This is a genomic window from Bythopirellula sp., assembly GCF_041737835.1.
Lineage (GTDB): Bacteria > Planctomycetota > Planctomycetia > Pirellulales > Lacipirellulaceae > Bythopirellula.
Window position 1 is genome coordinate 1 of record NZ_JBGSQY010000023.1, and the last position, 13559, is coordinate 13559.

Annotated in this window: 13 protein-coding genes; 9 read left to right on the forward strand and 4 right to left on the reverse strand. The window is 54.0% G+C overall.

Annotation, left to right across the window (positions count from 1 at the left end; all coding sequences use genetic code 11):
• The 5 genes from AC6T8Q_RS07250 to AC6T8Q_RS07270 all read left to right on the forward strand — a co-directional run.
• A partial coding sequence (locus AC6T8Q_RS07250; protein ID WP_500678437.1) for a phage major capsid protein occupies nt 1-670 on the forward strand: 670 nt, incomplete at its 5' end.
• A 47-nt stretch (nt 671-717) separates the two neighbouring features.
• On the forward strand, nt 718-1239 hold the full coding sequence (locus tag AC6T8Q_RS07255; RefSeq protein ID WP_500678438.1) for a hypothetical protein: 522 nt from the start codon (nt 718-720) through the stop codon (nt 1237-1239).
• A gap of 149 nt (nt 1240-1388) precedes the next feature.
• A complete protein-coding gene (locus AC6T8Q_RS07260; protein WP_500678439.1) occupies nt 1389-1625 on the forward strand; it encodes a hypothetical protein in 237 nt (78 codons plus the stop codon).
• The gene (locus tag AC6T8Q_RS07265; RefSeq protein ID WP_500678440.1) at nt 1606-2949 is read left to right on the forward strand and encodes a phage portal protein; all 1344 of its coding nucleotides are present in this window, start codon (nt 1606-1608) and stop codon (nt 2947-2949) included. The genes AC6T8Q_RS07260 and AC6T8Q_RS07265 overlap by 20 nt, the downstream gene beginning before the upstream one ends.
• Nucleotides 2950-3367: 418 nt before the next feature.
• A complete protein-coding gene (locus AC6T8Q_RS07270) occupies nt 3368-4102 on the forward strand; it encodes a phage minor head protein (RefSeq protein ID WP_500678441.1) in 735 nt (244 codons plus the stop codon).
• On the opposite strand, the gene AC6T8Q_RS07275 is transcribed toward AC6T8Q_RS07270, so the two are convergent.
• The 3 genes from AC6T8Q_RS07275 to AC6T8Q_RS07285 all read right to left on the reverse strand — a co-directional run bounded on the left by AC6T8Q_RS07275 (nt 4099) and on the right by AC6T8Q_RS07285 (nt 7784).
• Nucleotides 4099-4986, reverse strand: coding sequence for a PEP-CTERM sorting domain-containing protein (locus tag AC6T8Q_RS07275; protein ID WP_500678442.1), 888 nt, complete (start codon nt 4984-4986; stop codon nt 4099-4101). The genes AC6T8Q_RS07270 and AC6T8Q_RS07275 overlap by 4 nt on opposite strands.
• 142 nt (nt 4987-5128) lie before the next feature.
• Entirely contained in the window at nt 5129-5941 is an 813-nt protein-coding gene (locus AC6T8Q_RS07280; protein WP_500678443.1) for a type I restriction enzyme HsdR N-terminal domain-containing protein, read from the reverse strand.
• Between the two features lie 736 nt (nt 5942-6677).
• Nucleotides 6678-7784 (reverse strand): formylglycine-generating enzyme family protein, encoded by a 1107-nt coding sequence (locus AC6T8Q_RS07285; protein WP_500678444.1) that lies wholly within the window; start codon nt 7782-7784, stop codon nt 6678-6680.
• 186 nt (nt 7785-7970) lie between these two features.
• Here AC6T8Q_RS07285 and AC6T8Q_RS07290 point away from each other — a divergent pair, with 186 nt between their 5' ends.
• The 3 genes from AC6T8Q_RS07290 (at nt 7971) to AC6T8Q_RS07300 (ending at nt 10538) form a co-directional block, all read left to right on the forward strand.
• Nucleotides 7971-8399 (forward strand): hypothetical protein, encoded by a 429-nt coding sequence (locus tag AC6T8Q_RS07290; RefSeq protein WP_500678445.1) that lies wholly within the window; start codon nt 7971-7973, stop codon nt 8397-8399.
• Nucleotides 8400-8577: 178 nt separating this feature from the next.
• Nucleotides 8578-9828 carry a PQQ-binding-like beta-propeller repeat protein gene (locus AC6T8Q_RS07295; protein ID WP_500678446.1) on the forward strand — a complete coding sequence of 417 codons (1251 nt, stop codon included), beginning with the start codon at nt 8578-8580 and terminating at the stop codon, nt 9826-9828.
• Nucleotides 9829-9944: 116 nt separating this feature from the next.
• The gene (locus tag AC6T8Q_RS07300; protein WP_500678447.1) at nt 9945-10538 is read left to right on the forward strand and encodes a flagellin; all 594 of its coding nucleotides are present in this window, start codon (nt 9945-9947) and stop codon (nt 10536-10538) included.
• 36 nt (nt 10539-10574) lie between these two features.
• Here the strand turns inward: AC6T8Q_RS07300 and AC6T8Q_RS07305 are convergent, their stop codons facing one another.
• Nucleotides 10575-11420 (reverse strand): YdjY domain-containing protein, encoded by an 846-nt coding sequence (locus AC6T8Q_RS07305; protein WP_500678448.1) that lies wholly within the window; start codon nt 11418-11420, stop codon nt 10575-10577.
• Nucleotides 11421-11632: 212 nt separating this feature from the next.
• On the opposite strand from AC6T8Q_RS07305, the gene AC6T8Q_RS07310 reads away from it, so the two are divergent.
• Nucleotides 11633-13492, forward strand: coding sequence for a hypothetical protein (locus AC6T8Q_RS07310; RefSeq protein WP_500678449.1), 1860 nt, complete (start codon nt 11633-11635; stop codon nt 13490-13492).
• Nucleotides 13493-13559: the final 67 nt, after the last annotated feature.

The following is a 13559-nucleotide window of genomic DNA, read 5'->3' on the forward strand; positions in this document are numbered from 1 at the left end:
GACCCCGTTCGATACCGCTTCGCTGGTGGCTGGCATCGACACGAGTATTCATCCCGTGGCGTGTGCTGTCGAAATCGGTCGTGATCTTATGTCCGACTCGGCTGTCGACGTTGGCCGTATCTTGCTGGAGAACATCGGCCAAAAAATGCTATCCGAACTTGATCGTGTTATTTGCGTTGGTAACGGCACGACCCAACCTCAGGGCATTGCCAATGCCTCGGGCATGACGGACATCGGCAACCCTAGTGGTGGTGCCGGGGCGGCCCCAGCCGTCGACGATATCGAGGCTCTTATTTTTAGCCTAGGCAAGCAGTACAGAGTCAATTACTTAAACCCATCGCTGATCGGAACAGATACTTCGTACCGCCGAGCAAGGGGAATTCCCGTGTCGGCTTCCGATGAACGTCGTGTCTTTGGAATGACCCATAATGACTATAAGCTGCTGGACTATCCGTTTGTGATTAACAACAGCTTGCCAAACAATTTTGTGGCGTTCGGGTGTCTCAAAAAGTATCGCTTGTATCGCCGACAAGCTCAAGAAGTTCGCTTCACCGATCAAGGCAAGGAGCTGGCACTCAAGAATCAGGTGCTGTTGGTCGTGCGTGGTCGTTTCGGTGGCCGCGTGATGGATGGGGCAGCGTTCGCCTATACCGACAACGCCCAAGCATAACTTCCCAGCCTAGTTGATGGTGATCTTTTATAGGAGGCGGTTTTACTATGTCCAAAACTAACTTAGTGGTGATCGAAGTCGACACGCCACAGAACAGCAATGTTCTCTTCCGGCCCGAACAAAAGACCGTTCGGGGGAAGTTTGACTTGCATCGGGTGAAAGAACCCAACGCGGGCAAGTTGCACTCGTTGTGGCCAGAGCCGATTCCCGGCCAGCAAATCTCCTTGGACCTGATATCAGCAGAAGGCTGTTTCGTCGACCCGCTGTACGATGAAAAGTTTCAGGCCATCCGGGAACGCATCGAGGGTATGGGCCAGAAGCTCCCCCCACAACGGGAAGTCTTCCAAGGTGCCGATATCGCGACCTGGGTGTTCTACATGCGGGAACTGGTCAACAGTGGCAAGGCCAAGTTGATCGAAGGCGAGTTTCCGAAGATCGACGAAACCAAAGTCCAAAGGCGTTTCTTCAGCACGGAACGACCAGACACAAACGACCGGCTTGTCGCTGCCATCGAACGCCAAAACGAGTTGATGGGCCAACTGCTCAACAAGCTCGTTGAAACAAAATAAAGGCAGGCTTGCCAGCGAGCCCCGCATTGTTGTGAACGCTCAACCTCCTTCACGCAATGCGGGGCATTTTACCAGACATTCCGATACCTCAACGGGTGCCCGGCAAAGGGGACACAGCCGCCTTGTCGTTACCTTTGCCGGGTTTATTCATGTTCAAAATCTTCAAACGCAAAACTGATCGTGTCAGGCAACAGCAAGCCAAGCGCATTGCCGAGCTAGAGGCCGACTGTGAGGCCCTGAAGCGTGTCCTAACGATCAAGGATGCTGAGTTGGATTCTTTGGCCGCTGTGATCGCTCGTGACCGTGAGAGGGTCAAAGCCGAGACGGCCTGCCATATCAGGGCCAGAACAGAAGCGGAAATTTTGCATGGTCAGCTATCTCGATAGTGCGTTTTCAGAAGCCAGTGGCATGTACGCCAACTGCAAGGCCGCTGCTGCGTCTAGTCCGCAAGTGCTGACATCCGGCCATGTCGGTATCGGCTATCATCACAGCGGACTATCGAAAGCCAAAGAGCAAATTTCCCATTATCGCGGGTATGTTTACGCCGCTATCAAGGCTGTGGCAACGCGGGTAGCTGCTCAAAACTTTTCGATGGGTAAGGTAGCTGGCAGACCAACCGGCAAGAAGATCGTCGACCTACCGAAACATATCAAGCATCTTGGGGATAACCTGGAACCGATGCCATCGCATCCGTTTTTGGATTGCCTCAACTGTCCCAATCCGCTGTTGGTTAGGTGGAGTTTGTTATACAGCCTCACTAGCTCTTTATTACTAACCGGGAAATCTTTTCTTTGGGTGACTGAAGCAGAGAACGGTTTGCAGTGCTGGCCGATTCCAGCAAGTTGGATTGAGCCTGCCGATTTAATGCGAGGAACTTGGAAGTTACGCCCGTTCGGTGCGGGAGAAGAGATCGAACTACCTAACGAGCAAATCTGTTGCGTGATGCTGCCGAGTCCCGGTTCTCCGTTCGACTCAGTGAGTCCGCTGCAAGCTGTGGCCCATCCGGTGGCCATCGACGAAGAGATTCAACACGCGCAATATCGGACGTTCAAGAATGGAATCTTCCCCGGTGTCATGGTGAGAGTTGGCCGTATGCCGGGCTTTGCCGGGGAGAAAGGCGAGCGGCCCATTCTGTCTGGTGGTCAACGCCGAGAAGTCATTGATGCCATTATGAAAATGTACAACTCGACGACCGGCAAAAACGCCCCGCTTGTAGTCGACGGCATGATTGAATCCGTCGAAAAGCTCACGAACACCCCTGAAGAGATGGATTTTCTTGGCAGTGGCAAGGCTGTCAAAAGCCGTATCTTAGAAGCGTTTGGCGTGTCGCCAGCCGTACTAGGCCAGCTCGAAAACTCTAATCGCGCGGCTGCTGCCGTGGCTGAAGCTAACTTTTGTGCAAACACTGTGAATCCGCTAATCGAATTGATGAGTGAATCACTCACGAAGTTTTGCCAAACCTACTATAGCGACAAGCGTTTAGTCTGTTGGATTACGGCTGCTTCTGCCGATGATCGTGAGTTGACCCTGCAAGCTTGGCGCGACGCAAAAGACGCATCTTTCATTAGCCAGAATGAGTATCGTAGATTCATCCTCAACTTGCCCGATGTACCTGGGGGAGATGTATTCCGAGACATGATGGGCAACCCGCTGGGGACTGAGAGCGAACCGGAGAAGACGTTCCACCTCAACGGCCATGCGAGAGTGTGAGCCGGTTAGATACGAAAGCCGCGCATTGCCAAGATAATAAACGGTGGAATCAAGGCAGCAAGTGAGAAGACTATCAGCCTCCCGTCCGACTTGTAATAGCTCGTTGACAGCACCAACACCCCGCCAATCAATGGGAGAAGAATAGGCGCACCAGAGGGCCACATTTCGTACCAAACCTCTCTGCACCACTCTAACGACCCAGCCCAAATTAACAGTAGTCCAAGTATTCCACTCACGGTTTTCATGGCATTAAGTTTGTAAGGTGACGTTGTAATTGCCCATCTCTTTACGATCCGCAATCCCGGCTTGAGATTAACTGACCATGGACCGGATTACCCTATGGCTGAAGACTCACTCTGCTGCCAAAAAATCCTTCAGCCGAGCACTCCTGAAATTTTTCAGGGAACAAGCTGGCCGGGTGGCAACCCAAGTTTCTGAAATCTTTCAGGCGGGAATCTCGCCTGCCCAAATCGCCCTAGTCTTCCAACCTGAAGCCGAGCATGAGAAGTTTCTGCCGATCATCCAACGCAACCTGGGGGCCATGATGATCCTGGGGGCGAAGCAAGAACTACACGCCGCCAAATCGCACCAGAGCCATCGTAAAGACTTCAACGCCAACGATGACCTTGCATGGCAATTCATCCCTCAGAGCGTGAAGCAACGCATCCTGCAAAGCCTGGAAGACAGCACGAGCCAACCTTACTGGGAAGACATCCAGCGCGGAGTTGAAGCCGATCTTCGAGCTGTGATCGAAGCGGGCATTACAGAGGGATTATCAACTTACCAAATCGGAATGAACATCCGCCAGCATGTCGGCGGGTTTGAAGCAAGGAAACGAGCGTACAAGATCGCGCGCACTGAAACGGGTGGTGCCTTGAACGCTGGACATGTCGCTGCGATGGAATCTTTGGGCAGTGCGGTTACTTCCAAGAAGTGGGTGTCTATTGGCGACAAAGACACCCGCGAAACGCACGAGCAAGCCCACGGCCAAACTGTTCCCGTCAACGGCCAGTTTATCGTGGCTGGCCACGAGTGCGACTATCCCGGCCAGTACAGTCTTCCCCCTGAAGAGAGAATCCATTGCCGATGCACGACGATTAGCGTTCTCCGTGAAGACATTCTGGCGGCTGCTGAGAATCCAGAATATGACTAAGGCCGACGTAGCAAAGCGAGCGAAGCCAATCCGACAAGAAAGATGCTGCTAGGCTCTGGCACGGCGGTTGATGCGGTAAGTGGTTCGACCGCCACGCCGTAGTTAGTATGCCAGCCTTCGAGACCACCGCCTGCTACGATTGCTGCTGGAAAGTACCGTTCTTCGTCTGGAAGTGAGTTTGCAGCGACTCCCTCATACCGTTGCCAGATTAAAAAATCTCGTCCATCCACGTCATTATCGCGATCAAAGTCGCCGAGGAGAATTGCTGGGCTAATCGCTAACAGGCGTCGTGCCTGGCCGCAGGGGAGTTGAGCTTGGTTGAGGATAAAGGAGGTCGCATCGGAATAGCCGACGTTAGCAAACTGCGAAATTGTTGCCGACCAGTTTGAGCAGTTTTGCGATGCGGTACCAGAGTCACTGCAACCGGTCCAAAAGGGCGTGTTATCGTTGAGCTTTGTGCCGAACTCGCTGTAGTTGATCCCCGTGAAAAGTGTGCCATTCCAGAACTGATCGCTATCATCGGCCAACAGCTCATTATTCGTGTTGTAGACCGGCCACTCGATGGGAATTCTATCGATGGCGTTGCTGCTATTAGTGGCTATGACCGCCTTGAAGATGCGGTCGCTACCGTTCCAACCACTGAGAAGGCCCGCAGCGTTGGCGCGCCTTGTGACCTGAAGATCAGCCGACGAATGGCCGCCGATAACCGAAAGGCCTGGGTTTGGATTAGTTTCAGCGCTAGAACTGACTGAATTTGTCGTGCTAGTAATAAACACGACATGCCGGTATTGGGGCGTTTGTGCGTGAGCAGAAGCTGCGAAGCTGGCTACGATCAGCACCAGTGCAATACGAAGCTGCCAATGAGAATCGAGCCCAATTTGCATGACAGGTTCCTGAAAAGACTTGTGGTGAGTATCCAGTATAACCGTAATCCACGAGAATAGCCACGAAGCTGCTGTGCATGGAACGTGCAAGCTCTCGCCTACTCCCTGACGGCCTGCCAAATCGCTAAACAGTAGCTGCCAATCATTCAGAGACTGTCGACTCAACAGTAACTAGGCCATTGTCTTCTGCTTCAGGCGATTTTTCGGCCCGTGTTTTCTGCTGCTTATTAGCTGCACGAGTGAGCTTGCGTTTAGCCTCAGTAGCCTTGTCCCCGTCCAGAATCTCGCGTTTGATAACTTCACTCACCAGCACCGCCTTGATTTCCTCAAGTTCGACACGAACATCGGGAGTCATCCGTTTAAGCTCACGACGTAAGACTTGCAATACGGGGTCACTCAGCACCATAGCCCCAAGAACAAATCTGCTCAGCGCTTGTTTCTGAGTGTGATACTCGCCAAGCAAAGACTTCATCCAGCCCTCTTTGCAGAACAAGTAGATCGATTCAACGTCTTTGGCGCTCTTAGGCGAGAGGCTACTAAACTGCAAATCGATGACAAGCTCCTGCCCGATAGGCTTGCCAAATATCACTTTGTAAACTCGCCAGTTCTCCCCGTTGGTCAACACGACCCAATCGACCCCCTGATTGGCCGCGTAGTCGATGGCTTGTTTAACGTGCTGTTCTTTCAGTTCAATGCCGATAGCCTTGACTTCGATCAGCATCTCCAGCTTGCCGTCAAGCTTCAGTGCTAGGTCACAGTACGTGCAACGGATGGCATACTCAGAAGTGATTTCCAGAAACTTGTCATAGCCAAAAACTTCGGCCAGCATGTCAACGATGATGGTCACGGTATCCGATTCGCCTACGTCCCGTGACTTAGCTGCTTCGAGAATGGGCTGGAATCGTTTGATCCCCGTGCTGATACGTTGGCTGACTTTTGTTGGAATTTTGGCCATGTCTTCCTCTGGCGACTGAGTGCAAACGGCTGAAAAGCTGTAATAGGGATACAGTCTAAAGCTGCCAATTGCCCAAGTAAATAACTTGCATCTAACCCGTGCAACAAGGAATCTTTGCATTGAAGGAACGCCCATCACTAGAAGTCTTGGACCGCTGCCCTAGAGCGGGTGTCACTGACACCGACAATGAGTCGTTTAGGGCACTTTAGGGCACTTTGCCTAAGAGAAGATTTTCCACTTTTCTGCGGAAAATACCAGATTCAGAATACCCTGTAATTCTCGGGCAATTCTTCGTAGTCCGATGCTCTATCCAATTGAGCTAGGGCTGCAAGTGTTTTGATTTCAACGAGTTGTGCCTCGGGCGTCAATGGGCCTTGAACCCCACTGGTCGCCTTTCTCGCGCGGGCTGCTTACCTTACGAAAGCGAACTCACGCGAAACGAACATTCTACACAAATTCCGGGCGCCGTTAAGGGCCCGTGAGTTACCGCTTTTCCGAGCAACCTGGGCCCACGGGTTCCAGCCAATCGTCGACAGACAGTGCTATTTCGGCAGTCCCGCGCCCGATCTCGAAGCCACCACCGCCCCGGCCAAACAGGAGACCCAAGCGGAATATCTTGCCATGGGACACGGTATGGAACTTTGGGTTCGGAGAGGGGCCAGCGGCATGGGATGCCATCGACGGTACGTTTGTGATCGGTGGCCGGGAGTGCAACTATCCCGGTCAATGGTCATTATCAGCTGCCGAGAGAGTGAATTGCCGGTGCGGTATTCTTGGCGTGTTGAATGCGGATATTCTGGCCGCGTTTGACGATCCTACCTTCAACAATTAGGAGGCACCAGAAACTCGCGCACGCCAACAGCGCGGTGCCGGGTTCGGGTATAACACTGGCAACGCGAAAGCCAAGTCCCTCGTATGCATTCGTCGGGTTAATGGCACTCCGCATTGAGGCGAGCATGCTTGTGGAATGGTTTTCCGACCCGCCGCCGCGGACACCGCGGAAAGAACCTCTGAATAGCAACTCGTTCCACTCCCATACATTGCCTCCCTGATCAAATGTGCCGTAAGGGCTGGCGGAATCCTCGTACGCCCCGGCGTCGGTTTTCGGATAACTCAAGTTGGAGGTTCTGTAGTCGTAATAGTTGGCCGAGTTTCCCGTGTCGCTCGCTGGTGGGTTGTTGTTGGGCACGATGTTCGTACCCGTGGGATAGTCGTAATAAACTCCGGCGCCTGGATCGTAATAGGCGGCTTTGTACCACTCGTCTTCGCTGGGCAGCCACCAGCGAGCGCCCGCATTGCGCGTGATGCTTTCGCCATTGGAAGGAGTTGGCGTGCCGCCCAAGAGCGTATACGCGCCGTTCTCCGTGTCGCCATTTCCCTGGCCGTTGTGCAGCCAGTTGGTGAAGCGGATTGCATCGTACCAGGAGATAATAACCACTGGCTTGTCTGCGTAGGTGTAGTTCGTGCCGCCAGAACCTTGCCCGATGGCGTCTGGCTTCACGGCGTATGTGTAGCTGCCCGAGGAGCCGCTGCGGAAAATGCCGCCCTGGGTGAATGATCCCATCATCGGGTTGTACAGGTCATAGGGGTCGGACGCGGCCACCGCATTGAGGAACACTGTGTACTGCGCGTTCGTGACTTCATGCTTGCCGATGCGGTAACTATAACCGACCAAGCCGAAGGTGCCCTGGGATTGCACGTCCCCAGCGTTGTTCGGATTGCCAACTGTAACAAACTCGATGTCGAAGCTATTCGCTCCGCTGCCGAAAGTGTCACCTTGTGTTATGAAGTAAGGGAATAGCGCCAGAATAGCGCTGTAGATGGGGGGAAATAATCTTCGCATCTCACACTCCTCGTAGTTCCCCCCGGAACGTCCAAGATTCTATAGTGAATAGAACAGCATGGCAAGGAAAATCCTCAGAATTCATTTTGCTTGTAGTTGGCCAGCAACACTCTTCCCTACTGCCAGCCACCCCGCCCAATCGCTAAAATGCCCCTGCAAAGGTGTTCACACTGGCAAAGGCGTAAGATGATTAAGGGTAATTCGGGTTCAAATTCCGAACGACTGAAGTGGGTCAAAGAGTATCTCGATGGTTTGGTCGAAATGAACCGTGGCTACCGCGAGTCAGTAGGCGAACCGATGATCTCAGGCTTTCGCCTCAAAGTTCCTAAGGACGACCGCACTCCCGAAAACGAAATATACCACAATGCGTTTTTGCCTTTTGACTTGACTTTCAAACATCCTGAGATTCTGGCAGACCCGGCGATAGAAGACAACGAACTAAAGAAGATTCCTGACCACGGCAAGTTTGTAGTCGCACCTGGGAAGGTAATCGAGCGTGCAAAGCCAGAGAGGACTACGGTACCGCAGGCAAAGGGTTCCGGTTGTTCTAGTGCGCTACTGGCGGTTGCCATGGTCTTATCTCTACTCACGTTCACCTTGAGCGGGTGTCAGTAACTCAAAAACACGAGTACCAGCGGAGCTTACGCAATTTACCACTCAATTAAGTTGATCGCCGCCCAATCATGTTGAGCTTGCCGAACTCCACCTTGGAATCTTTCGCCAAAAACGCTATACCGAATTCACCTTCCCCGCGCTTCTCCCACCCGCTCTGCTTTCAAATAAGGTACTCCCCATGGCGAAATGGTTTGGCCTGTTTCGGCTCGTCTCTGTCTGCCTCATTGCGTTCGTCTGCGAATGGGCTCAGGCCGAAGGGCCGTGGCCGCAATGGCGTGGTCCGCATCGCGACGACATCAGCACCGAGACGGGGCTGATTCAGGACTTCCCCGAGGCGGGGCCGCCGCGGTTGTGGATTTTCCAAAACTGCGGCGCGGGCTATTCCGGTCCGGCCATCGTTGGCGACAAGGTCTATATCTTGGGCGGACGAGAGGGCAAAGACTTCCTGCTCTGCCTCGACGGCAACTCGGGCAAGGAATTGTGGGCGACGGAACTGGGCACAATGTTCGAGAACGATTGGGGCAACGGCCCGCGCTCGACGCCGACCATCGAGGGCGATTTCATTTATGCGATGGCTTCGAGCGGCAACTTGGTTTGCTTGAAGGCCGCCGACGGCGAAGTCGTATGGACCAAGGCGATGCAGGACCTGGGGGGCAAGATCCCCGTGTGGGGCTACAGCGAATCGCCGCTCGTGTTGGAAGACAAAGTCATTTGCACCCCGGGTGAACAGCAAGGGGCTATTGCCGCGCTCGACAAAAAGACGGGTGACCTGTTGTGGCAGACGAAAGACTTGGTCGACGTGGCCCACTATTCGTCGGTGATGCCGATGGAGCACGACGGCAAAACAATTCTGGTCCAGCTGTTGTTCAAAGAACTTGTCGGCGTTGACTCTGCCGACGGCAAAGTGCTGTGGACGGTCCCCTTCCCCGGCAACGTCGCGGTGATTCCCACGCCGATTGTCTCGGGAGATAAGGTCTACGCGACGGCGGGTTACGGTGCGGGCTGTGTGATGCTGAAACTCGATGGCGATAAGGCGGAAGTCGTTTACGAAAACAAGAATATGACCAACCATCATGGCGGCGTGATTTTGCTCGACGGACATATTTATGGCTACTCGGACGGCAAAGGCTGGGTTTGCCAGAATTTGGAATCTGGCGACATGGCGTGGCGCGAACGCGAAGCCCTTGGCAAGGGAGCGATTGGCTACGCCGATGGGCGATTCTATTGCCTCGAAGAAGATACGGGCGAAGTCGTACTAATCGCCGCGAGCGATAAAGGCTGGGAAGAGCACGGCCGATTCACGCTTGAGCCGCAAAGCAAGATACGCAAAGAACAGGGCAAGATTTGGACCCATCCCGTGATCGCCGATGGCAAGCTGTATTTGCGCGATCAGGATTTGGTGTATTGCTTTGATGTCAAAGCGCAGTGAGCTTTCGGACTGAGGTTGCACAACCGTTACAATCCTTCGTGGGCCGTTGTCGTATAAGTTGGCTGTCGAAGATTCCTAGGATCGTCTCCACCGACGACTAGGGAAATCACTTCGGCATGATGACTTCAGGAATCTCTTTTGCCGGCCCACAAAGCCAGTTCGTGCGGAACTTCGGCCGCAACAATGAGCGCGTGGCCGTTGCGGTCGAGCAATTGAGCACGGGCAAGCGAATCAATCGCCCTTCTGACGATCCGACGGGCTTCGTCGCGGCGGAAGCAATCCGCGGCGAATTGATCGACCTGCGGAGCGAACAAAAAGCAGCCACGTATCGGCGAGTTAACTTCTCGCGGCAGCAAGCGCGCGATACCTATAGTCGCCCCGTGGCAAAACAAACGCAGCCGGCAAACGTCGAACAGCCGATCAATGTCGATCCCAGTGAAGATCTGCTGGACACTTCCGAACAAGCAATTCCAGCGGACTCCAGTGGGCGAATCGATCAAATCTTCGATCATTTTCGCGAAGATAAGATCATCGTTCTCACCGAGGCGTTGAGCCAAATCGAGGACACCGACTTTGCCGTCGCCACGGCCGAGCTTGTCCAAGGCCAGATTCTCAGTCGCGCATCGATGGCTGCCTTGGCTTATGCGAATCAACAAGCGACCGATCAGATGACAATCTTGATGAGTGAGTTGGACGCAACCGTCGGATAGCGGCTGAATCACGCTGCTAGGGTTGCTGATTCACCGCTAAGGCGCAGCCTTTTTGGGCTTCGGTGTGAGCACAACTCGCACGGGTGTTCCCAGCCGTGGAATCTTCTCGGTGTTGGCTTCGAACATCAGGCCATCGTTCACTTGGCTGCTCTCGACGGGAATATCGAGCATCGCGGTTGAAAAGTTCGAGACGCAAATCAGATCGCCCGACTCGGCTTTGTAGTATTCCTTGCCGGTCTCTTCGTCTTGCCAAAAACCGCTGCCGGCAAAAACCCACGGATAGGTCATCGGTTTCTCGGTGCGAATGTCTTTCACCCAATCCTGGGCTTTCGTGCTGTGCCACTTGCCTTCCTTATCGGGCCAGCGAATCTCAATTTCAATTTCCGAGCCCGCGGGCGCGCGAAACTTGGGACGAAAGCTCGCCGTGTGCCCAACTTCCGCCCCCACGGCCAACAACGCCGCATGCAACGTTTTTGCGCGGCTAAAAACGGCCACAACCGATTCATGTTCTTTCGTGCCGACGGGGCAGGCCAACATTTCGAGCATTCCTTCGCGGAGCGAAACATAGCCATCCACGTAGACCTGCTTGTTTTTCATATCCACCCAAACCACGTCTGGCTTGGGAAGCGCCTTGGCCCCCTCGGGCGCGGGTATCTTGGGAGGCCGGGTTTCGCCCGTCTTGGGATCAAAATACATGTACAACGCTTCTTGATCGCTCACGTTGTCGCCCGGCTCACGTGGCGTTTCGGCTACCGCGGCTTCCGCCTGTGGCTCGGCGGTTGGTTGCGTTTCCGCTTTTTCTTCAGCTGAAGAAACGCTCGCTGCAAGCGAAAGCAGTGCCATGATTGCCAGCAAACCCCAGGCGAGTGAATTCTTGTTCATGGCCAACCTTCGCCTATTCCGGATTTCGTGCAGATTTTAGAACTTCAGGTGCCGTGAATTATAGCGTCTTAACATTCGCCTGTCCCCGAAACTTCCCGAATAAAAATCCGTCTTCACCCCGTGAAGTTACGCTTCCCACACCTTAAAATGGCACCGCCGCTTAACCGTGCAATGACGCCACGAAACCCGTTTGAATCCGCTCAGCAAAATCTATGTCCGCTACGATTGACACCAACCTTGAAACGTCAACATCCCTCAACGGCCACGCCACGGCCAAATCTTCGTCGCGACTTTCCGCGCAAATGGGCCGCGCGAATTTCTGGCGCGAAGGTGCCCCCAAGAAAGTGAACGGTAAAGACGGCTGGCAAGTTTGGTCTAATCACTTGGCCAAGCGTAAGGCGCCGCAGTCGCTTGATCGACTTTGCAAGGCAAAAGGGACCGCGTTGATTTGGGGGCTGAATCCCGCGCAACTCCCCACGGCCACTTTTGAGTTGTTGCAGCTGGTCGCGCAAATACAACGCAAGACGCCTCCCAAGCCGATCGTGCTTACCGACGCGCTCACACAATGGCTCTCCGGGACTCAGTCGCAACCACAGAGCTTGGAGTATGCACTTGAGTGTTTAGCAGTCGCTCACTTGCTTCCCTTTGCTGCTGCGCACATTGAAGGCGAACTGTGGTGGTCGGCGCTCGATACCTTGGCCGACACGGTCGAGCAATCACACAATTGGCATATCGATGCCGAAGTGCCTGCCCAGCAAGGATTGGCTCATCAACTGTTGGTTGGTGAATTGCCTTTGACGCTCGCTTATTTGTTTCCCGAAATTCGTCTGCTGTACAAACTTCGCACGGTCGGTTGGGATACGCTTGCCGAAGGGCTTGTCGAATTTCTTAACGGAGCAGGTTTGCCCCATGCGAGTTTTCTGCCCGTGTTCCGCGGATTACTCGCTTGTTGGACGCGCTGCTGTGCGTTGACCGACGGGTCGAAGAAGAATATCTGGAGCGCTAAAGCCGAAGCTCAATATCAAATGGCGGTTACGCGATCGCTTTGCTTATCATCGGCCACGGGGGCTGCCCTGCTCTGCGGCGATGACGTGCCGAATTGGACACCCGATTTTCTGGCCTGTATGCTGCACGTCGGTGGAGATTCATCTGATCGCAGCGCCGCGCGGGACTTGTTCGACAAGAAATTCACCAAGCAACTCTCAGGAAAATCAAGCAAGCACGTCCCCGAGTTTTCCGAATCATGCGAATGGGCGGGGCTGGCTATGCTGCGGACCGAATTCGGTCGCGATAAAGCCATCCTTGCGGTCGACTATTCAACCCCGCAGATGAAGCTGGATTTCTGGTGCGGTACGCAGCAATTGCTCACCGGCATTTGGATCGCCGAACCCATTGCAGAAGGGAAAAAACTCAGTCCTATCGGCCAGTGGGAAGAAACTTGTTGGTTCAGTGATTCCGACATCGACTACATCGAATTGTCGATTGAATACGAGAACGACTGCCGGATCGAACGCCAGATCGCCTTGGCCCGCAAAGACAAGTTCTTGCTGCTTGTGGATAATGTCATGGATTCGCCTGGAGAATCGACTTCGCATCGTATCGTCTTCCCGTTGGGCGCCGGTATCGGGTTTGTTCCCGAAGCCGAAACCCGGGAAGGCTTGTTGATGGCCGACAAACCCATGGCACGTGTGCTGCCGATCGCTCTGCCCGAATGGCGGGTTGATCCCCGTATTGGGGAGCTCACCTCGATCGACGGCCAATTGCAGCTTGTCGAAGATCGCCCCGGCAAGAATCTTTCCTGCCCGCTGTTCTTCGATTTCAATCCCAAGCGATTCAATCAAGCCAGCACTTGGCGGCAACTCACCGTGGCCCAAGCGCTGGAAATTCAACCCCCCGACGTTGCCGCCGGATATCGAATTCAATGCGGCAAGGATCAGTGGCTGGTCTATCGCTCGCAGGCCGCCCCCGCTAACCGCACCGTGCTGGGCTACAACTTGTCGATTGAAGGTGTCATCGGCCGATTCCGCAGCCCCTCGGGCGAAGTGGAAGAACTTTTGCAGGTTGAAGGATAGTAGGTTTGGTAATTTGCCCGCAATTCGGCCAAGGTATAATAGAATGGAACATCTGACCTGACTTAAG

Excerpts from the sequence above, each read along its gene's own strand:
- AC6T8Q_RS07255 (WP_500678438.1), top strand. The coding sequence starts at position 718 with ATGTCCAAAACTAACTTAGTGGTGATCGAAGTCGACACGCCACAGAAC.
- AC6T8Q_RS07260 (WP_500678439.1), top strand. The coding sequence starts at position 1,389 with ATGTTCAAAATCTTCAAACGCAAAACTGATCGTGTCAGGCAACAGCAA.
- AC6T8Q_RS07265 (WP_500678440.1), top strand. The coding sequence starts at position 1,606 with ATGGTCAGCTATCTCGATAGTGCGTTTTCAGAAGCCAGTGGCATGTAC.
- AC6T8Q_RS07275 (WP_500678442.1), bottom strand. The coding sequence starts at position 4,986 with ATGCAAATTGGGCTCGATTCTCATTGGCAGCTTCGTATTGCACTGGTG.
- AC6T8Q_RS07280 (WP_500678443.1), bottom strand. The coding sequence starts at position 5,941 with ATGGCCAAAATTCCAACAAAAGTCAGCCAACGTATCAGCACGGGGATC.
- AC6T8Q_RS07285 (WP_500678444.1), bottom strand. The coding sequence starts at position 7,784 with ATGCGAAGATTATTTCCCCCCATCTACAGCGCTATTCTGGCGCTATTC.
- AC6T8Q_RS07290 (WP_500678445.1), top strand. The coding sequence starts at position 7,971 with ATGATTAAGGGTAATTCGGGTTCAAATTCCGAACGACTGAAGTGGGTC.
- AC6T8Q_RS07295 (WP_500678446.1), top strand. The coding sequence starts at position 8,578 with ATGGCGAAATGGTTTGGCCTGTTTCGGCTCGTCTCTGTCTGCCTCATT.
- AC6T8Q_RS07300 (WP_500678447.1), top strand. The coding sequence starts at position 9,945 with ATGATGACTTCAGGAATCTCTTTTGCCGGCCCACAAAGCCAGTTCGTG.
- AC6T8Q_RS07305 (WP_500678448.1), bottom strand. The coding sequence starts at position 11,420 with ATGAACAAGAATTCACTCGCCTGGGGTTTGCTGGCAATCATGGCACTG.
- AC6T8Q_RS07310 (WP_500678449.1), top strand. The coding sequence starts at position 11,633 with ATGTCCGCTACGATTGACACCAACCTTGAAACGTCAACATCCCTCAAC.